20 protein-coding genes are annotated in these 19,368 nt (G+C 35.4%); 7 read left to right on the top strand and 13 right to left on the bottom strand.

The features are described from left to right. Nucleotides 1–342: 342 nt before the first annotated feature. The 4 genes from D1B31_RS18020 to D1B31_RS18005 form a co-directional block, all read right to left on the bottom strand. Nucleotides 343–1,593, bottom strand: a complete 1,251-nt coding sequence (locus D1B31_RS18020) for a DUF3854 domain-containing protein (protein WP_158587590.1) — start codon at nt 1,591–1,593, stop codon at nt 343–345. Between the two features lie 83 nt (nt 1,594–1,676). Further along, the gene (locus D1B31_RS18015; RefSeq protein WP_118923010.1) at nt 1,677–1,970 is read right to left on the bottom strand and encodes a DUF4258 domain-containing protein; all 294 of its coding nucleotides are present in this window, start codon (nt 1,968–1,970) and stop codon (nt 1,677–1,679) included. A gap of 193 nt (nt 1,971–2,163) precedes the next feature. Further along, nucleotides 2,164–3,498 carry a hypothetical protein gene (locus D1B31_RS18010; protein ID WP_118923008.1) on the bottom strand — a complete coding sequence of 445 codons (1,335 nt, stop codon included), beginning with the start codon at nt 3,496–3,498 and terminating at the stop codon, nt 2,164–2,166. Beyond that, nucleotides 3,470–3,709, bottom strand: a complete 240-nt coding sequence (locus D1B31_RS18005; protein ID WP_118923006.1) for a helix-turn-helix domain-containing protein — start codon at nt 3,707–3,709, stop codon at nt 3,470–3,472. Before D1B31_RS18005 ends, D1B31_RS18010 begins: the two co-directional genes overlap by 29 nt. 435 nt (nt 3,710–4,144) lie before the next feature. Here D1B31_RS18005 and D1B31_RS18000 point away from each other — a divergent pair, with 435 nt between their 5' ends. The 7 genes from D1B31_RS18000 to D1B31_RS17970 are packed head-to-tail and all read left to right on the top strand — an operon-like array spanning nt 4,145 to nt 9,880. Next, entirely contained in the window at nt 4,145–5,176 is a 1,032-nt protein-coding gene (locus tag D1B31_RS18000; RefSeq protein ID WP_118923004.1) for a Rad52/Rad22 family DNA repair protein, read from the top strand. A gap of 36 nt (nt 5,177–5,212) precedes the next feature. Next, nucleotides 5,213–6,379, top strand: a complete 1,167-nt coding sequence (dnaN, locus tag D1B31_RS17995) for a DNA polymerase III subunit beta (RefSeq protein ID WP_240035330.1) — start codon at nt 5,213–5,215, stop codon at nt 6,377–6,379. A gap of 56 nt (nt 6,380–6,435) precedes the next feature. Beyond that, nucleotides 6,436–6,777 (top strand): hypothetical protein, encoded by a 342-nt coding sequence (locus tag D1B31_RS17990; protein ID WP_118923002.1) that lies wholly within the window; start codon nt 6,436–6,438, stop codon nt 6,775–6,777. Nucleotides 6,778–6,789: 12 nt separating this feature from the next. Then, nucleotides 6,790–7,332 (top strand): hypothetical protein, encoded by a 543-nt coding sequence (locus D1B31_RS17985; protein WP_118923000.1) that lies wholly within the window; start codon nt 6,790–6,792, stop codon nt 7,330–7,332. Then, on the top strand, nt 7,307–8,008 hold the full coding sequence (locus D1B31_RS17980) for a hypothetical protein (protein WP_118922998.1): 702 nt from the start codon (nt 7,307–7,309) through the stop codon (nt 8,006–8,008). Before D1B31_RS17985 ends, D1B31_RS17980 begins: the two co-directional genes overlap by 26 nt. Nucleotides 8,009–8,034: 26 nt before the next feature. Then, on the top strand, nt 8,035–9,027 hold the full coding sequence (locus D1B31_RS17975) for a hypothetical protein (RefSeq protein WP_118922996.1): 993 nt from the start codon (nt 8,035–8,037) through the stop codon (nt 9,025–9,027). A 1-nt stretch (nt 9,028) separates the two neighbouring features. Next, complete coding sequence (locus tag D1B31_RS17970; protein ID WP_118922994.1) at nt 9,029–9,880, top strand: ThiF family adenylyltransferase; 852 nt, start codon at nt 9,029–9,031, stop codon at nt 9,878–9,880. Nucleotides 9,881–9,990: 110 nt separating this feature from the next. Here the strand turns inward: D1B31_RS17970 and D1B31_RS17965 are convergent, their stop codons facing one another. The 9 genes from D1B31_RS17965 to D1B31_RS17925 form a co-directional block, all read right to left on the bottom strand. Then, nucleotides 9,991–10,845 (bottom strand): hypothetical protein, encoded by an 855-nt coding sequence (locus D1B31_RS17965; protein WP_118922992.1) that lies wholly within the window; start codon nt 10,843–10,845, stop codon nt 9,991–9,993. A gap of 1 nt (nt 10,846) precedes the next feature. After that, the gene (locus D1B31_RS17960; protein WP_118922990.1) at nt 10,847–11,551 is read right to left on the bottom strand and encodes a hypothetical protein; all 705 of its coding nucleotides are present in this window, start codon (nt 11,549–11,551) and stop codon (nt 10,847–10,849) included. Continuing rightward, nucleotides 11,548–12,135, bottom strand: a complete 588-nt coding sequence (locus D1B31_RS17955) for a hypothetical protein (protein ID WP_118922988.1) — start codon at nt 12,133–12,135, stop codon at nt 11,548–11,550. Before D1B31_RS17955 ends, D1B31_RS17960 begins: the two co-directional genes overlap by 4 nt. A 126-nt stretch (nt 12,136–12,261) precedes the next feature. Beyond that, on the bottom strand, nt 12,262–13,122 hold the full coding sequence (locus D1B31_RS17950) for a tyrosine-type recombinase/integrase (RefSeq protein WP_118922986.1): 861 nt from the start codon (nt 13,120–13,122) through the stop codon (nt 12,262–12,264). 464 nt (nt 13,123–13,586) lie between these two features. Next, nucleotides 13,587–14,312, bottom strand: a complete 726-nt coding sequence (locus D1B31_RS17945) for a hypothetical protein (protein WP_118922984.1) — start codon at nt 14,310–14,312, stop codon at nt 13,587–13,589. Nucleotides 14,313–14,487: 175 nt separating this feature from the next. Then, nucleotides 14,488–15,774 (bottom strand): GerMN domain-containing protein, encoded by a 1,287-nt coding sequence (locus D1B31_RS17940; protein ID WP_118922982.1) that lies wholly within the window; start codon nt 15,772–15,774, stop codon nt 14,488–14,490. Beyond that, complete coding sequence (locus D1B31_RS17935) at nt 15,755–16,348, bottom strand: RNA polymerase sigma factor (RefSeq protein WP_240035329.1); 594 nt, start codon at nt 16,346–16,348, stop codon at nt 15,755–15,757. The genes D1B31_RS17940 and D1B31_RS17935 overlap by 20 nt, the downstream gene beginning before the upstream one ends. Before the next feature lie 274 nt (nt 16,349–16,622). Next, nucleotides 16,623–17,396, bottom strand: coding sequence for a Cof-type HAD-IIB family hydrolase (locus D1B31_RS17930; RefSeq protein ID WP_118922980.1), 774 nt, complete (start codon nt 17,394–17,396; stop codon nt 16,623–16,625). Between the two features lie 728 nt (nt 17,397–18,124). After that, nucleotides 18,125–19,036: a hypothetical protein gene (locus D1B31_RS17925; RefSeq protein ID WP_118922978.1), complete on the bottom strand. Its 912-nt coding sequence runs from the start codon at nt 19,034–19,036 to the stop codon at nt 18,125–18,127. Nucleotides 19,037–19,368: the final 332 nt, after the last annotated feature.

The raw sequence follows: 19,368 nt of genomic DNA, 5'->3' as shown, positions 1-19,368 counted from the left end.
AGAGACTAATAAGAACAAATACTCTTAAAGAGTACTGTCTTATTAATTCTTCGGGGCTGTCCCGTTAGCTATTAATATGTATGTATATATCTTAAATGAATAAGGTTTTACGGTCAATAGTTTTATCTAAAATTTGCTAATTATAAGATCAAAGATTAAAGCTGCTATTTAAATCAAGGGTAATCAAGTATTAATGAGGAAGAATATTGAGAGAAAGTAAAATTCCCCCAAGAAATATTCTCAGGGGAATCAATAACAGTTAATTAAAATTATTTATAAATTTTTGTTCAGTAAAGGACTTTTTTATTTGGTAAAGGACTTTTTTTCATACAACAAAAATTATTAAAATAGTTTTTTGATATGAGGAATTCGCTTTCCGAGAAATAAGTCGTCTATTCCCTTCCCTTCATCCTCATTCCAAATAATAAGGTTTGCATTGAAGCCTTGCTGCTTTAATTCCTTTGCACATTCCATTAAATGCTTCTTAACGTGAGGATTGGAAACAGCATCTGCATCAAAGCAAATATTTACTTTTTCCACTCCCATTTCTTTCATTATTGGAATAGCTAAGCGCCACGCTCCTACTCCTGGAAGGGCCAAAAAGGTTTTACCGATATCGTCTATTTCAAGCGGATCATAAAGCTTTTCTATTGAATCAGCTGCAATATCACATTTTAAAGGACCTTCAGACAGCCAAACAGTTCTGGCTTTGAGTAGGTTCCCAGGCTTCCAGGATTTTAGTTGGGAAGAAGGTACAGCTATATGAATCGGGGCAGGATCACCCGAGCCAGTACCTTGGGGTTTATTTGCTGAACTTAACCAAAAATAACGGTTACCTTTTACAACACGAACCCACCCTTTAATGTCTCCTTCATGAACGATAGTTGTCCATTTCTTGCCCAATACCATTTCTTGCTCAAGGATTATTTCTCCCTCAAAGGTTACTTGAACTAAGTTGGGTTGCTCTTTAACCCTAGCTTTTAAACCAGGTCTATTTACCTTTACTTCAACGATATTAGGCGGGTTATCAATCCTATATTGAAAGCCCACAATTTCATTAAAGTGATTCCTAAAAGGTAATAATATTCCTTTAGAACCGGCTATCGTCCAATATTTATTATCTTTCAAATAAAAACCAGGGATACCAGTAAAGTCCTCAATACCTAATTCATCTTCTAATAGTCTTACAGTTTCCCAGGGTTTATCCGGAAAACTCTTATACTGTCTAATCATCACCTGCTCATCCATAAGCTGTCTAGAACTTGAGATTAGGTGACTGTAATGCTCTTCATCAAGCTCCAGACAATCGAGTAAAGCTGTATAAACGCTACTCAAAGATGAAGAATCTTTTTTGGGGTTTCCTGGATGTAAAGCTTCAACCTCATGTTTACCGATTTTTTTTCTTTCGTCTTCCTTTAGGTAATGCAGATAGCTCGGCAAAGCGGAGTTTTTTGAGAAAAACTTATCACTTTCTACTCGGATACATGCGACGACTGAACCATCTTCATGAGTCATACAACCGCCGGTGCTGCCGCATATTACACAAGGAGTCCTATAATACTCAAACCAGCCTTTAATTCTCGTTTGCCTCATAAGTTTCATTCATTCATCAGCCCTTCTTAAAATCTTTTTTACCCCATTAACCCTCTTAATGTAAATTCAAAATTTGTTGATTGTTAAACACATTCCTGGAACCGATTATGGTCAATAGGAGGCATCACAGTGACCATCTTATAATCCTGTGTGGATAGTTTAGCAATAACTATTACTATAGGGTTGTCGTCTTTATCCCTGCCGGCTATTACCACTTTGTTAGTCCCTTGGCGTTCAACGATTGAACCGCTAAAAATAGCTGCTACTATGTCTCCTTTAGAATAACCTCGTTTCCCTAACTGTTTTTTTGTATGACTTCCGACAATGATTTTCCTTTGGCCAGTCATTAACACTTTCTTAATGTCCTTCATTTGCATAGTTTTCTCACCTCCATTGGTAAAATAAAAAAGCGGCCAATGGATGGGAAGCAGAGCAACAAAAAGAAGCTCGTACTGCCGATCCAAAGACCGCTTGTTTGAAAGAATCCTGCTTATCTTAAAACAGATAGCAATAAAAACACAAAAACATTAACTAGATTACTATCATAATAGCACTTTGGAATTACCTTAATCAACCTAGTGTTTTAACAAAGTTGATAATTTGTGCCATAAGCTTAGGTTTAGCCTTTTTAACTTTATCCGGCCCTAGTAAATGTGTAGCTATCTCGAAATATTTAGGTTCTAATGCCCTGCGGTGTAATTCTATCGGAGGATCAGTTTCATAATTATTTAATTGAAATAGTTCAAAATGATTGGGAAGAGCTGCAATTAAAGGAAGTTCAAGAGAATCGGCAATTTCCTGTACTCTGCTCCTATTGTGAATCATTCTGTTAAAAATCAATTTTCCTGGAAATTTATATTCATTGATGATTTTATGGATTTCTTTCTTCCATTCATGAGCCTGGTGGAAATTATCATCAACCAGTATCCAAAATTCGTCTAAGTGACATAAACTATTCAATGCATGTTCATCCATATTGCCACTTGGAAAATCAATAAATACTAATTTATACTGTTTGGCTGTATTTAGAAGTTCAGATATGATTTCCTCATTCCATTTCAGTTTAGATTCTCCCAAAGGAAACCAATTCACGCCCTTGTATAGCCAATTTACAGCCTCTGCTTCCAAATCATCAGAATAGTAGTTTTCAATAAAAGGGGCCCACTTAGGCGGTTTTGATTGAAATCTAGACAACATGCTTTTCATGACTTGTTTTTCATTAGGAAGCTCCACCACAGCTATATCCAAATCAAATTGGCTCATATAAATTGAAAAGTTAACAACAAAAGTAGATATTCCAGTAGATATCGGTGACCATATTCCTATCATTTTGTGAGAACCGGGAACAGCAGCTTTCCTAATTGATAGAACCTTTTCATAACGTGGGATCGGCTTAACCTCAACTTCCTTAATAGGATAATTTTCGAGGATAACGGGCTTGCTTTTATTCCCTTCTTCCTTTACTTCAGTTGGCGAAATCTCTTTTGATGGAACAGGACTAACATCTTTTTCTGTTGTACTTGAACTTGGCTTTTTCTCTTTTTTTGACTTTTCTTTTTGTGGTCTTTGCTGTTGAATATCTTTGTTTTCTAATGGCATGGTGTTTATATGACTATTTACAGTATTCAAATTCTTATACACATGTATAGAGTTTGAGTTATCTTTCAAATGTAGTAATTCTCCAGATGAATCGTAAATAATAATGGGACCACTTGGAATAAGATTGGACAGCATTTCAGCATTGATAAATTCATTTGAAGTAATTATTAACTGAAATGAGGAATCAATAATTTCAATCAATTGCTCCCTGGTTTCCAGAAGTGTAATTTCGCTCTCAGGAAATTTTTGTTTTAATGAGGGTAAAATTTCTGCATGTTTAGATATGGCTAAAAATATCTTGTTCATCCAACTCTTTCTCCCTCTTTAAATAATTATTGATTTTAGCTAAAAGATGAGGACTAAAGGGCAACTCCCCTCTTTCTACTTGCCCTAAATAACTTGTACTGATTTCTAATTCCTTTGCGAATTGAAATTGGCTAAGATTAAGTCTTTTTCTAAGAATAATGAGTCGCTCCGCATCATCAGCTACCTGGATTTCATTTAAATTAAAAACCATTCTAATCTCCTTCCCTAGTTAAAAACAAAAAAAACCGCCAAATGGCTCTCAAGTAAGAGAGCTATTTAGCGGTTGTCGCTTTAATATAAATTGAATTTTTATAATGGCTTAATTATATCATAAAAAAATTGAATTTGTAGAAAATCAATTACTCCGATAAAAATTCTTTTTCAATGAATAGAAGTACTATATATAGCAAAGAGTGGTTGTCTATTTTTGTATTAAAGAGTATAATTTTCCTATAACCTTTTTTCTTTTTTATTTTTTGCAATCCAATGGATTAGCGGGTATCTATTAAACGAGCAACCTTTGAGGTTGATGGAAGAATCATGTAAACATTTTGTTTATGTTGGTTCACTATCAAATCTCAAAGGTTTTTTTGCGTTTATTAGTAAAAAAATGATAAAGGTTAAAAAACTTTAGGGGGCTGTTGTAATGAAAAAAGATTGTACCGCGGACGAAATTATGACTGCATTGCAGGAACCTTTTTCTGCAGCTGACATTGAATGGAGAGTCAGTCATAGTGGAGTCTCAAAAGGCAAGCCTTGGGCGATGGTACTTGCTTATGTCACCAATCGAGCAATTCAGAATCGGCTGGATGATGTTTTCGGTCCTGCAGGTTGGAAAAATCGATATGCTGACTTCCAGGAAGGAATCATTTGTACAATCTCCTGTTTGATCGAGGGCCAGTGGATTGATAAATCTGATGGTGCTGAAAAAACGGATTTTGAAGCCTTAAAAGGCGGTCTATCAAATGCTATGAAGCGTGCAGCAGTACAGTGGGGAATTGGAAGATATCTTTATAAGCTGGAAGCATCCTTTGTCGATGTATTTAATGACAAACGCCCTGGCTCTATTAGGATTTATGACAAAAGGAACAATGTTCAAGGCTATTGGTTCCCTCCTAGATTACCTGATTGGGCACTGCCGGCAAATGAGCGTGGTAAAGGACAGAATTCTTCTCCAACTTCTCAGCAGCCAAGCAAAAATCAAGGTAACAAGAATAATCCTGGAGGAAAAAATACCAACAATCAGCAAGGGAACAAGAACGCTCGGCCAGATAATTCCGGGAAAGGATTTAACCGTCAAGCGGCATCAAAAGCAATCGTGGAATTTTTAACGAATACTGGTCTAAAGGACAATCGTCAATTTATTATGCCTTTGTTTAAAAGGATCAATCCAGGACTTAAACAAAAGGATATTAAATCCGTTCTAGAACAGGGTACAGAGAATGAGTTGAAAATGTATTATGGTACTCTGAAACCTGTTTCGGACCTAGTACTTGTAACCAAACATTACAATGTATCATTGGAGGATGCCCTTCATTATGCTCAAATCCTTCTTCCAGAGGTTGAAATTAAGACTTTGTTTTCCTGCCTTATGAATCTTAAGCATGAGCATGTTAAAACGATTGCTGAGTTCATCAAGGAAGACTTGAAAAACGGTAATATTCAAAAAATCGCTTAATTAGCGGAGGAAGCACAAAGGAGATCATTCTCTTTTGTGCTTTTTTATTATAAAAAAGCAAATTTGGAGGGTTTTATTATGCATCTTAAAATCAATAGTCAAACACTAGCTGAAGCACTGAAAAAGGTAGAGAGAGTTGTAAATGTTAAACACCAGACTCCCATTCTGCAAGGCATTTACTTGGAGGCTACTGAACAAGAGTTGATTTTAATCGGTTCAGATAGCACAGAATCTTTCCGCTTTCATGTACCAGTTGATGGGGAAAACCTAGAAATTTTCGAGCCTGGTAAAACGGTTCTACCTAAACAGGTATCCGATATTTCAAAGAAAATGAAAAAGGATGTTGAGTTGAAACTGACCGGCTTTAAACTTTCCTTGAAATCTGGAAAGACCGAGTTCGACCTCAACACGTTTGATCCAGAGGAATTTCCTAAACTACCTGCTTTCGAACTTGAAAAGCCTTCCGTCACACTAAAGGGTACTGATTTTAATGAGTTCATTAAGAAGACGGCATTTGCTGCTTCGGATTCTGAAGTCAGGCCGCTGTTAACTGGAGTATGTTTAGACCTAAATAGTGAAGGGCTTCATTTGGTATGTACCGATTCTCATAGATTGGGAAAGGTGAAAACGGATATTACAAATGAAAACAGCCTCAAGCTTGTCATTCCGGCTAAAGCCCTGGATAGATTAGGTAAAACATTCGATTTACAAGAAGAATTGCACTTGTATTGTGAGTCGGACAACCAGTTAATTTTTAGGAGCGGAGCTTTGATTTTTTATTGTAGGTTGCTAGAAGGGAATTATCCTGATACTTCGCGACTCATTCCAACTGAATTTAAGTCGGAAATGAAGATAAATCGAAAAGAGTTTTTAAACGCGATGGATCTGGTAAAAGAACTGGCTAATGCTGCGGATAATGGGAAAGGCGGAGTTGTAAAGCTTCATGTGAATGGGGCCGCGACTATCTCATCTCATACTGCACAAGCGGGTAAAGGCACTGTTGTAGTGGACTATGAATCACTGGAAGGCGAGGATGATTATACAATTTCCTTTTCAGCAAAGTACATGCTCGATGCTTTAAAAGCTATTGATGATGACTTTGTTAATTTTAAATTCCAGGGAGCCATGAGACCATTCTTGTTGACTCCTAGCGAATCTAAATATGAGGAATTGCAACTGATTCTCCCAGTGAGGACTATGTAAATTAAAGAGGATGGGTGGGTTATATCCCCCCTTCCTTTTTTATGGAGGCTCGTTAAATGAAAATCGAACTTACAAAACTGGAAAAGAATCTTCAAGAATTTAAGGTAACGGAACAATCAAAGCATAGCGATTGGGGAGTGTCGAAAGTAATCCAATATATTTGGAACCATACGGACACTAGGGCTGTAAATTTTAATTCATTTACGTTGGATGACGGATTAAGAGCGTTTTATGAATTCTATACCCTTCCTCATTCGGATGATGAACTAACAGCAGCTGATGAATTAGCTATTAAGGGAAATATGTGGGAGATCAATGCCAATATTGAAAATACCTTATATGCTCTTGTCAAATGCAACAATAAAGTCTTTGAAGAAGATGATACGGACTTTATTTAGGAGGTATATAAAATGAATATGGTTCTCGATGCTGAAGAAAAATTCGCATATGATACGAGTATTTCAAATTTTCTAATGCTTAAGGTATGGCATGATTTAGGGATCGATGTTACGGGTTTTTCTAACTATTTCATGCACCTAGGGGGTTACGGTGATGATCCAGGCAGTGAACTTCTCCAGGATGGATTTAAATCTTTGTTTCCTGATTTCCGCCATTTGGATTATGACGAACTAAAAGAATTAACTGCGATTGCTAATGAAGTTGATATGCATCCTCCTGAATCTCTTTATATTTTAAATAATGAAAAACTTCAAAAGCTAATTGAGTCAGGGAAGGATAAAGAGTTAATGCAAGTTAAGTCTAAGCATCATGGAGATCTTTTGGATTTTGAAATGGCTTATCACCAAAAGTACGGTATTCTGATTGGACTTCACTTTGAAGGTATTCTTCATGAAGTTGCCGTAGCCATTTCAGAGGTTCTGCAAACAATTGACCGGTTATACAAACAGGTAGAGGAAGTGGAGTTAAATGGACTTTATAATCAAGCTGTCTGATAACATTTCAGATTTTAATGGTTATGTAGAGGTCATGCAATTATCTAGAAGATTTGATGGAACTGAAGAGAAATTAGCGGACATGGTGAAGGTTAATGAACGTATGGTTAATGGCCATTATAAGATGACTCTTGAACAATTAATGACCGTTATTTCCGAATCAGGAGTTACCGAATCAATTTCTACACCTAACCTTCCCCAACATTGTATTAAACATGTGTGGAGTAATCGAGCTGAAAATCAGCAAGTGGTTTATGTAGAAATACCTAAAAATCGGTGGGATATAACTTACCATAATCAACAATTTGAAAATGTTGGTTTTCCGAGGATGGTTTTCAAATATATTGTTGCTGGAGCAGAGGTAACATTAAGCCATGTTTTTGCGATTAAGGAGACAGGGTTTATCAAAGATGATACTCCCCTATTTGTTTTCCCTTTTTCTAACGTAAATTCAGATGGTTCAGTGTGTATGGGGGGGAATAAGTTGCCTAACATTAATTCCCTCGTTCAAATCAGCACATTTCATTCTGTTTTCTTTGCGGCCCCATTTGGCAATGACTATGGAGCCAAAACAACAACAGGAAAACAATTAAGGGAGCTCTTCACTTTATTATCAAACAATGATTTTGAAGATAACTGGCTTATGCCGGCTAAAATCAAATTTGAGGACCTATAAAAAAACGATTATTTGGAGGAATTAACATGACAAAAGCGATTGAACAAACTGATATTTTTTCAATGTTTGATATTGAGGATGAACATGCTATTAAAATGGAAGCGGCTAAAGCAGCAGCTATTAAGCAACATGAACAGAGAATAGCTGAACTAAAAGAGGCCAAGGACAAAAATGATACTACACCAGCAGCAGCGCCTAAAAAGGAGCCATTTAAAGTGTTGGTTGATACTATTGTACGCTACGCTGGAATGGATCTGCCGGTTACCGATTACTTTACTGTAGAAGAAATTGAAAACGGCCTTCCAGTTAAAAAGAAAAAGAGCGATGAAAACTCAGGAGATGAAATAGAATTTAAACCAATTACTGAAAATGACCTCCGTAAGAAGTTGGAGCAAGATTTCGCTGAATTAGTCGCGAATTTCACTCAATTGGTTTATATTGAAAAGAAAAATATCATCGCTCCTATACTTTCTGCAAAGAAAAAAGGAATGGTTGATTGTCTGGAGACCTCTGCTAACGCAGGGGTTTCTGTTTCTTCAAAAAAAAAAATTCCTTTTAGTATCCTGGCTGATTTTATTGTTGTTGCAAAGGGTTTTTCTAATTCGTTTGGAACAGAGGTTCATGCCGACATCTATTTCGACTTAGATAAACAGGAATTCTTTATGGACTTCCCAAAGCAAGTTGTCTCTCCCCTACTATGTTCAGTGGATGAGAATATTGCTTGGATCAATGCTGAGAAGTTCGGAGATAGAAGATATATAAAAATCATGGAAATTCATTCACATCATGTTATGCCTACTAAACCATCATCAACAGATGACCTGAACGAGCGGGCGCCGATTCTTTATGCTATTGTTGGCCGCTTGGATAAGTTTTTCCCGGATATCATTGTTCGGACTTTCAATAAAAATGCAGAAAAGCACGTGTACATTAATCCGAATAAAATCTTTGAGTGTCCCCCTATTTTCGAAAGCTACGCTACTTACCTTCATGACATTTCAGAAGTGGAGGTACAGTAATATGGCTAGAATTACAGTGGACTTAAAGAAAGGGAGAAGCTTTTATCCTCATATTGTTGTAGTTGGAGCGGGAGGAAATGGGGCTTATGTTATTCAGCAAGTCGCTCAAATGCTAAGTATCTTCAATATATGGGGAAAGTTAGTAATCGCTGACTACGATCATTTTGAAGAAAAGAACCTGGCTAATCAGCTATGCTTACGGAGTGACATAGGCAAAAATAAGGCTGAAGCACTGGCCAAGAGGTACAGATCAGCTTATCAAATTGATATATCAACGTATAGTGCAAGTTACGTCGAGGACGTTGAAACATTAACAAATCTATTTAATACTGACTATGAAGGATGCCATGGTTGGACTACTTCATATCTCCCAATCTTAATTAGCTGTGTAGATAATAACTATTCACGACAAATCTTTCATCAATTTTTTGAGCAAGTTCATAACTTGCTTTATATTGATATAGGCAATGAATCGGTACGAGTTCCTAATGACTTTAGGTTGCGTCCGAAAGAGCAATGGACAGCGGATGAAATAGATGCATATGAAAAGTCGGGATATACCGGACAATTAGTATGTGGCCTAAAAGTAAATGGAAGTGTAATTTGCGACCCCATTGCTTCGGTATTCCCGGACATATTGGATGATAAGGATGAAATAGCTCCTTCTCAATTGTCCTGTACGCAATTGGCCGCTTCAGATCCTCAGCGTGTTATTACGAACCGTTATTCTTCATTAGCCGCAAGTACTATCTTGAATGAAATTTTTGAACTTGGTACTTTATCTACACATAAGATATTTTACCATTCTAAAAGAGGGTATATGAGAAGTGAACCTATTCAGGCAGAGGTATAAATAATGAGTAAAAGCAACCCCACAATCATCATTAGGGTTGCTTTTTTTTGGGGAAAAAACACGAATTGTCCAAAGGGATAAGTGTAAGGATCATAAGAATTTTATTCTCTTTAATTTGTAAAGTAGTAAAACTCATCTACCATAGCTGCAGCAAGTGTTATGTTTTCTCTTTCAACGTCATTCAGTGCCATAACCCTAGTAACAATGTTATTCAAAAGCGTTTCTTGCTCTTCAGGACTGAAAGTGTTTTTCAGACTAACATTTACAAACATCTTAGACTGATTTTCTAATTCCTTTATCGATAATATTGTAACTTCTCCGATTTTATCTAGCTGGATATGTTTTGATTTAATAACTTCCCATATTTCCACGGACGGGTTCATGGCAACTGCTGTTATATAGGTTTCCGGATCAAGGAATGTAATATCGTCCAGATTGGCCAGTAGACCTTTGTATTGTGCTTGATAAGCATTTAACCCTTGCTTCTCCCCCTCGTCCAATAGGGCCCATTTAGCGCCGATACAGGCTGTATTTAAAGAGAGTTCCATTAAGCTAGGGTAATCAGCCCCATAATCAATTACAAGCCAACTAGAAAGCTTTCTCATGGGTTCATATGTAATCACATCTTCTAGTTTGTTTCCGGTGATAGTCCTAAGCAAATCAGGAATTTGCTGAGCAATCATACCATGTGATTGCTGGAACCAACTATCCTCAATTTGAGTATCTTCATGAGACAAAAATTCCATAGCCATAAAGTAACCGTTATAAATCTGTGATTTAATACTCGACAGCAGCTCTCTTTCCAGCCTTTCAATATCCTGTTCCTTTACAAGCGGTAAAAACCGATTCTTATAAAACTCAAAGGAAATTGCTAACTCTTGATTAAATTCCTCGTTATTCTGATAATGTGCCTTTAATTTTTTATTAGTGTAATCAGAAATATCTACAACTAAAACATTACTCATATTATTGCCCCTCTTCTATTGTGATATTTTCATCTTCAGCCTGGCCTTCTTCTGCATCGGAAAGACTGTACGGTGGAGATGGACTATCTTCTACGTATTTCCAACCACCATTTTCTTTAATTATTGAGGTTAAAAAATATTCCTCACCATTTGTTGTAGTAACTTTTCTGTAGAAGGTTCCATTCCTTTTTGAATGATTAAATTCAACCTGAGTAATTTTATAGCCATCGCCTGTTATATTTTGCTTCTTAAACATATCTTGAATTGTTGCTAAAATAGTCAAAGCATCTTTTTCAGTAGGAAGCTCTTCATTTACGCTTATGCTGCCATAAGATTTAAGAAACTTATAATATTCTTCAGGTGTAATTTGTTGAGTGTAAAATTCATATAAGACTTTACCGGTATATTGAGCAAATTCGGTTCCATCTTCAAAAACTGGTTTTTCTTGAACTTCTTTTGTGTCCATCTCTTTTACTTCATCCAGATCGTTTTCTAAAATGGTTTCTTCCAATGGTTTCTCGAGTTTTTTATAGAAATCTACTTCTTCTTTTTGGCTCTTTGATTTATTGGCTTTTTCTTCTTTTTGCAATTCCTCCTTTTTTTGTTTAACCCTCTTTGCTTCTTCTTCAAATTTAGAATTAAAACAACCGGTTAAAAGTAGTGATGCAGCAAGAAAAGAGGTAAATATTCTTTTTTTATATTTCACATCAAAGCCCCCTCTATTATCTTTTTCTTTTCTTTTTCAGTAAGAAAATTAACTAATTCAGCACTATGTATAGCGGGAATTTCATTTAGAGAATTTAAAATAAACTTTGGAACATTAGTTATTTTTATTTGATTGGTTGTTGGGAGTACTGGAACGTTAATATGTTGGCCAATGCAATAAGATAGGGCTTTCAAGTGGTCCTTATCAGTTGTGGTAGGTATGGATATGCTTTCTAACTTTCTTGTACCAAACATATTTACCCCTATTATTATGGCTTGTAATGAAAGTAAACCGGGATCTAGAACCATGCTAAACACTTTCTTGTTTTTTGCGTACCATTGGTTTCTTAATTCCTCTAAAATCGGGTGTGAGTGTAGCGAGAATTGCCCCTTTTTTAAATCAATCTCCAAATATAAATTTATTAAATTGTTCTCCTTGATCAATTCGGCTAAATAAAATGCTTTCTTCCTATCAAAAGGTACTTTCAATACTGGAGATTTTGTTGTTGTACAAAACTCTCCTTCTCCAATTAATGACGCAATAGCTAGTTTCTTTAGTGTGATGGCAGTCTTTTTTTCTTCCACATCCTAAACTCCTTTAAAATAATAAAAACCCAGAACTAACATATCCAAAATAGATATGTTGGTCCTGGGTTTTTCCCTGATCACTATTAATATAAATTCTATTATACACTAGCCATTATTTTACCATCAAGTACTTTTTGCCATCTGTGTGCCTACAACAAGGTTCTTCAAATAATTTGAAGCCGTAGATTCCTCTATTCCAAGTGCTTTTGCTATTGATTGTATAGAATGCTTCTCTTTATATAGTTTAAAGGCTATTGACCGACGGATTGATAATAAGGTGAGTTGTTGAGTATCCTCAGGTAAATAATCAACAGAAATTGCTCGTAAGTGATTTAAAATTGACATTACTTGAATAGGCCCATTAATTTTTTGCTTTCGTTGTCTTGTAGTGAATACATAATCACTATCATTAAACATTGCCTCATAAAAGTATTCCCGGAAATAAGAAGCCTCTTTCCCTTCCAGCTGTATTACTCTATTTCGTAATTTAATCTTCACCCTATCGTCCTGAATCGAATCCTGTACATAATCCTTCTTAAAACGATAGTCAGATGTTTTTAAGCCTTTGGTTGCTAAAATAAAAATTGACTTTCTTAATGTAGTGTATTCAGGATTCAAAAGAACTTTTTGTAAAATCGTATTTATTTCTTCAAAAGAAACGTCTACTTCCGGAAAAGTTTGTACTTTAAACCTCTTAATCTTTACGATTGGATCGACAGGGATTTTATTAGTCTCCCACAAAAAATTAAAAAAAGTTTTCAATATTGCTAGCTCTTTATTTACAGTTCCAACTGACTTATCACTTTTTAACTGTAAGTCTAGGTAATTTTTAATATCGGAAGGATTAATGTGAAAAGGCTCCTTATTCTCTGGATATACCGACGCTATAAAGTTAATAAAATTATTAGTAACCTTTTCATAACTTAATATTGTTTCCTCACTATAACCTTTATCCTCTAAATGTCTTATAAATCCATATGGCATCCCTTTTCACTCCTATCCACTACTCTTTACTCTTACAATAGATTTTACCTTACTACCTAAAAGCTGTCAGTGATTAGTTCCGCAACCTTTAAGGATCTGTGACTTAACCTATTTCTTTGCCAGAGATTAAGCCATAATATTGCCATCCCTTATGCTGCCTATGTTCTCACGAATTTTTTTGTAACAAGATATCAATTACAAAAGATAATGTCTATCCTTAATAGGAAAAAACTTAAAACCTAGGACTTTAGGCAATGTTATGGGCTTATGTAAAACTCTCGGCAAGGATATGGTTCCTGAAATATTATCCCTCATTTTACCTGACTCGTTATTCAACATTAGCACCCTTCAGATTAAGTGCATTTTCGCAAAAACTTTAATAAATACCTTTATTATGGCGTTTGGTTCGTGGGTACAGCTATCGATAGAACTTCCTTAGCTATGAGAATCCAATTTCGAATCCGTTATAAAATTTTCCACTTTAGTTGTTGGAACGGTTCTTGATTATTTTTATACCATTCCTTTATACGTTCATATGAGGTATCGTCTATATCAGCAATTGTGGATATTAAAGTGCCATCCCTCCATTCGATGAACGGAATTGGATATTTGAATGACTCTAATACTTTCAAATCTTCTGGAGGCGATATCTTCTGGAAATTTTTTATATTGATTATAACGACTTGATTTCGAAGGACCTCAGAACCTTCATTTCTGCCAAAGAGAAATGCTAAATAATCATTGTTGAGTTTTGAATTTTGAAGAAAACTTGATTCTGATATCTGTAATGACTGTATGTCCCCTTGGTTATGTTCTAGCAGGAGTTGATTACAAAGTTTCGTCCCACAACTGTAATTCACGAGGAAATAGTCCTTCTGATTATTGGTATACAAATAGCTGCTTCGAATTCTATTTATTTCATTCTTTTTGTCCTCAAACTGTTCTAGATATGTACTTAAAATCGGAACCGTCTCAAGAGATACATAAAGTGGTTCTTGGTTTGGCATTTCAATATGAAGGTTGAGGTCTTTTTGTTGATTTGTTTTAAGACTATTATCAATAGATATATTGGCATTTGTTGTGCTATGAGTTTCTTCTCCTTCGCCTTCAGATATTAAGTTATTCTCCTTTGATCGGCAAGAAACTAATAATAAGATTATTAATAACATGATTGGTAAATGGTTTTTCATAGTGTCCCCCATAGTTTATTACGTTTTTAAATCACTTCCTTGTTCAACTAACATGCCACAATAAGGAATTCAACAAAAGGGTGGTTAATCCTACTGGATTAACGCACCCGTTAGTTTAATAGCCTTAACATTCATATTTCTCTGTTTAAGATAACGACTTTAGCAAGACTGCTAACTAAGGATTGTGTGCCCCCCTTACTATTGCTACTAGATACCACTCATTATCTATTTCCTCATAAACAAATCTTATCGCCTGATAATAACCCCATTCGAGGGACTCCCTGTCAGGCTCATCTAAATATTCAACATAGATTGCGTTTGGATAAATATCATGAATAGTATTAATCATTGTTCCTGCTTTAGAGTCATTATACGTAATTTCATCATATTTATAGGTATAGTTATAGCGTTTTTTAAGCAGGTTTTCCACAAAATCATTTGGTGTTGCTTTAAATTCAGCCTCACTTTGATCCCAAGACCAACTATATAGCTTTTGATCCTCTGCAAACCTTCGAACTTCTTCTTTACTAAAATGTAAATCATCACTATCTCCAACATTAGAATATGGAGAATATACAAGTCCTCGTTCTATATTAATATTATTTGCAAATTCCTCCCATTGCTTCGCCATTAACTGATTAAATAGAACTTCTGACTTTTCTAATAAAAATTTTTTAGTGTTCTCTTCTAAGTCCCTATAATCATCTGCTTCATAAGTCGTGCAAATTCGTTCAATCCATCCAAAAAATCCTGAACAGCTGCCGTCAAAACGGTACTCTATCGTTTCAACTTCTGCAAACTGAGAAACTGTTTTGTTTAACGTTTCCATCATTGCAAAGGAAGAAGCTGATGTACTTCCATTTGGAATAATCTTTGAGAAATCAACGAAATCTACTATTAGATGACCAGAATCTTGTAATTCGATACTGTGTAATGAATCGGCAGTTTCTTCATTAAATATCGATATGAATCCTTCTTTAATTTCTTCCTTCGACGGACCTCGTATTAATTGCTTAACTGCATATTCAATACGGCTTTCCACTTTTTCCCCACTTTTAACTTCTCGTAAAACTGCTTTGGAAGGGGGGGAAGGTTCTTCAAACCCCTGACATTCGAAATAAACTAATATTGAGCTAGCAGAGAGTTCAACATTGCTATCCATACAAGCATTACGTTTTTCCTCCACTATAGAATTATCCTCATCTGCTAGAGATGGCGTCTGATCTCCCGGTTGATTAATAGAGAAATTCACAAGGTCATTTAGGAACAAGCCAGCGACTACTAGTACGAGCATTGTAGCAATTCCAGTTATAGGGCGGCCCAAAATGTCTCCAATGTTCTTTCGTTTCTTCACTTTATTAACTTTGGAAAGTACCTTTTGATAGGATTCAGAGGATTCCCGTTCTGTTAAACATATATTATTTAACATTTTCAATTGACTGTCAAAACCTGAACGTTTCACTTAAGTAGCCCTCCTTTTGCATTTCCTTTTGAAGTGCCATAAGCCCTCGTTGCAAATTAGTCTTTATCCGACTTTCCTTCCACCCCAAAATAGTCGCTGTCTCCTTGGTAGAAAACTCTCTAATTTTACGGAGGATAATAACATCTCGGTATTCTTTTTTTATACGTGAAAGTGCAAGATATAGTTGTTCCATATCATCGCCAAACACTATCACTTCTTCTGGAGTCGGTTCACTCGATTTGACATATAAAAGGAAATCCAAAAAATAAGTAACAGGTTTTTTTCGCCTCAAGTAATCAATTGTTTCATTCCGAGCTATTCGATATAACCAAGTTTTGATGCTAGCATCACCCCGAAAATTCTCAATATTTATAAATGCTTTGACGTAGGTTTCTTGCATTAAATCCTTAGCTTGTTGACGGTCACCGATCATCAGGAATATGTAACGAAAAATTTCATTATGGTACTGTTCATACAACATTTGAATTTGCAGCTCTATATGTTGCTTGATGACAGCCCCCCCCTTTTTAATTGACGTTAAGATATAGACGGAATTATTTATTATCGGTTTCAAAAAAATACAGTAATACAATTTATTCCCTAGCGTGTTCCTAGTTGAGTTAAAATTATCACTAAAAAAAATAGGAATCGTCATCATAGCGACAGTTCCTAATGGTCTAAAATTATTGTATTGAAGTCATTGCTCAGTTAATCATTAGTCATTTCTTTTAAATTACTTTAAATTCCTCAAACTTTTTACTAACAATTAGAACAACTTCAGTTTGCTCAATAAGAAAAAAGCAATATTTATAATTGAACGATCACTGTCCGAACCAGTTATTAATAATTTAAATAACTCCAAACTTTCTTAATGCATAGTCAATTCCATCTTCACTTGATGGTTTAGTAATAAAGTCCGCAACATTTTTCAATTTTTCGTTACCATTCCCCATTGCTATACCTAAACCTACGAATTCCAACATATCAATATCATTTTCACCATCACCAAATGCAATAGCTTCCGATTTATCGATACCAAAGAAATCTAAAGTTTTCATTATAGCTAAAGACTTTGAAACATCCTCCTGTAAAACATTTAACACATAAGGATGCCATCTTTTAAATGTTAGGTGAGGAAACTTTAGTTTATACTTCTCAACGGCTTCATCATTTGCAAACAAACACAGCAAAAATACATCTTCTTTATGAATCGTGCCATAAATTTCAGGATACTCATTCAGAGACAAAGTTTCTCTCAAGGCCGTTAATATTCCCTTCTCTGTTACGCCATTCATACTGAACTTTTCTGTATAGAATGACAAGCCGTTATTCATTAATTTGGCAAATTCCATAACTTCTTGAACGATACTTTTATCCATTGGTACTTTATGTATAACTTCTCGAATGTGTTTCACGTATCCACCATTTGCTGTAATAAATGTTTCTATACCTAATTCCTGTAGTTCCTTACACATTGATAACGGTCTTCCTGTTGCAGCTACCACCCTAATCCCTTTGTTCCTCAAGGCTTCTATAGCCTCAATAGTAGAATGAGGAATGCTGCCATCATCGTGATTTGTAATAGTACCATCGATATCAAAAAAAACAATTTTATAACTCATAAAGATCTCCTTTATATAAATATAGTTGCAAATAAAGTAAAGCCTTTCTAATATTCAATCTTTCTTCAGCTAACCTACACCATATGTCAAATAAGGCATCCAACAAAAAATTCTGTTAATCCTCCCTAGATTTACTGACAATACTTGCTTATAGTAAACAACATTTTTATTAGTTTAGGAATTTTTTAATCCCTACAACACTAGAGATAATGCTGAGTTACCCTCTGTTCAATGTTAACCCATTTAGCCAAAGTTCTTGGGCTAATAAAAGTCTATATTAAGAAAAATAATAAAGCATAAGAGTGCCAAACATAAAATAAAGCATAAGCCTTCCAAATCGGAAAACTTATACTTTAAGTCACACACATCAATGTTCCTTGGCTACAACTGTTTTTTCTTTATACTCAGTTAGGGTATATATGTACCCTAACTGAGTTTTTAAAAATCTGATGGTTAGCAAGACGAATTCTAAAAAATCAGGAGAATTAATTCAAGAAGATAGTAAATAAAAAGCCCCTTTTTCAAAGAAAAAGGGACATTTTTCATCACTAATTAATGGTTAAAAGGTTAAGACGATTGCTGCCAGTAGAGCTAAAGCTGTAATTCCGACTACAGTATTTGCGATCATCTTCTCGGTTTTTTTATTCATTAAGAAAATCATTTAGCCCACCCCGTTCTTTCGTACTAGTATTTACCATTATAAAACATATGTTCGTAAAATTCAAATTTTATTTAACTGAATCGATCAAATTAGCCTGGGAGTCATTTGTATCGAGCTGGACATTAGAGAAATTGTCTTTTTCCCCTTCTAATAGTTGAAGTAGTTTATTCTTTTTGTTTTTCAAATCTTCTATCTCTAATTTTATTTTTTCTATCTTTTCTTTGGTTTCTAGGTTCATTTTCTCCGTAAGCTTTTTATCAATTTCTGAGTAGATTTCGTTATAATCTATTTCCTCTGCCTTTTTAATCAAGCCAAAAAATGAGGACTTTACTACAGGTTTTTTTAGTGAAACAGCAAACATCTGTGCTTGCTTCTCTTCTAAATACCTCATATAAACATCTGTCTTAACTTGTTCAATTGCGGCTTCTCTATTCTCCAACTGCCTTTCTATGTTTGCTATATCTTTTTCATACTTTAAAATATTGAACATAATATGCTGTATCTTAACGCTCTTTTCTAACAACGAAACTCTGTCTGCCAGGTGATCGTGTTCCCTAACCTCTGTAGAGTTTACTTCCCGACTTTCATTTCTGGGGACTCTTTTAAAGTTCCCGCCAATTGTAACAGCTGCTTCCATCCCCAGTTCAGCCAGTAAATCTACACTGGTCTTTCCTGCCTTCTCCATTAACAAAAAGATCAAATGCAATTTAAAAATGCTTTTATAATTCATTCGGTAAAATTTCCCGAATTTCTCTGGTTGTATGTAATCAACTAAGTCTGAACGGAAGTGATTTCTAATAGTGGAGTCGGAACGTTTTATAATCCTGCCGGCTTCAACAGTACTATACGTCATTTCTTGGTGCATGGATAAGATACCGTCCGGAAACAAACTTTGTTCCAGCCCATTTAATACAGCCATTCGATATATTGCATCTTTTTCAAATTCTTTCAAAAGTAACTCTTTCATTCCGGCTTCCATCCTACTTTCACCCCTTCACTGTAGATTTCTACAGTCACTTAACCAAATAGTACACTCAACTACCGAGAAAATCAACATAAAACGTTGAATTAACAGGCGTTAGCAGCTTGCGAACGACTCACAGCGCTTACGTCCATCGCCCCCGAACGATAAGTAACGCTACCAATCATCAACACAACCTACCTATTCACTTTCGTAAATGAATAAATCAATTACGCTAATACGATTCACTTTCGCTCTTGAACTATTTTGAGCGCTATACAAACGTTATTCAGCGGTAACGCTTTATATCGTTCGAGGCGGCTAACGCTTGTTGCGTCAATGGTTCTCCC

Origin of the sequence: Neobacillus notoginsengisoli (assembly GCF_003515685.1) — a bacterium.
In the GTDB taxonomy this organism is placed as follows: domain Bacteria; phylum Bacillota; class Bacilli; order Bacillales; family Cytobacillaceae; genus Bacillus_D; species Bacillus_D notoginsengisoli.
Note: the sequence above shows the minus strand (reverse complement) of the source record. Positions and strands in the feature narration are given on the sequence as shown.

Coding starts and splice junctions, on each gene's coding strand:
- D1B31_RS17930 (WP_118922980.1), bottom strand. CDS start 17,396: ATGAGTTATAAAATTGTTTTTTTTGATATCGATGGTACTATTACAAAT.
- D1B31_RS17945 (WP_118922984.1), bottom strand. CDS start 14,312: ATGAAAAACCATTTACCAATCATGTTATTAATAATCTTATTATTAGTT.
- D1B31_RS17985 (WP_118923000.1), top strand. CDS start 6,790: ATGAATATGGTTCTCGATGCTGAAGAAAAATTCGCATATGATACGAGT.
- D1B31_RS18020 (WP_158587590.1), bottom strand. CDS start 1,593: ATGAGGCAAACGAGAATTAAAGGCTGGTTTGAGTATTATAGGACTCCT.
- D1B31_RS18010 (WP_118923008.1), bottom strand. CDS start 3,498: ATGAACAAGATATTTTTAGCCATATCTAAACATGCAGAAATTTTACCC.
- D1B31_RS18000 (WP_118923004.1), top strand. CDS start 4,145: ATGAAAAAAGATTGTACCGCGGACGAAATTATGACTGCATTGCAGGAA.
- D1B31_RS18005 (WP_118923006.1), bottom strand. CDS start 3,709: ATGGTTTTTAATTTAAATGAAATCCAGGTAGCTGATGATGCGGAGCGA.
- D1B31_RS17965 (WP_118922992.1), bottom strand. CDS start 10,845: ATGAGTAATGTTTTAGTTGTAGATATTTCTGATTACACTAATAAAAAA.
- D1B31_RS17980 (WP_118922998.1), top strand. CDS start 7,307: ATGGACTTTATAATCAAGCTGTCTGATAACATTTCAGATTTTAATGGT.
- D1B31_RS17990 (WP_118923002.1), top strand. CDS start 6,436: ATGAAAATCGAACTTACAAAACTGGAAAAGAATCTTCAAGAATTTAAG.
- D1B31_RS17975 (WP_118922996.1), top strand. CDS start 8,035: ATGACAAAAGCGATTGAACAAACTGATATTTTTTCAATGTTTGATATT.
- D1B31_RS17950 (WP_118922986.1), bottom strand. CDS start 13,122: ATGCCATATGGATTTATAAGACATTTAGAGGATAAAGGTTATAGTGAG.
- D1B31_RS17925 (WP_118922978.1), bottom strand. CDS start 19,036: ATGGAAGCCGGAATGAAAGAGTTACTTTTGAAAGAATTTGAAAAAGAT.
- D1B31_RS18015 (WP_118923010.1), bottom strand. CDS start 1,970: ATGCAAATGAAGGACATTAAGAAAGTGTTAATGACTGGCCAAAGGAAA.
- D1B31_RS17970 (WP_118922994.1), top strand. CDS start 9,029: ATGGCTAGAATTACAGTGGACTTAAAGAAAGGGAGAAGCTTTTATCCT.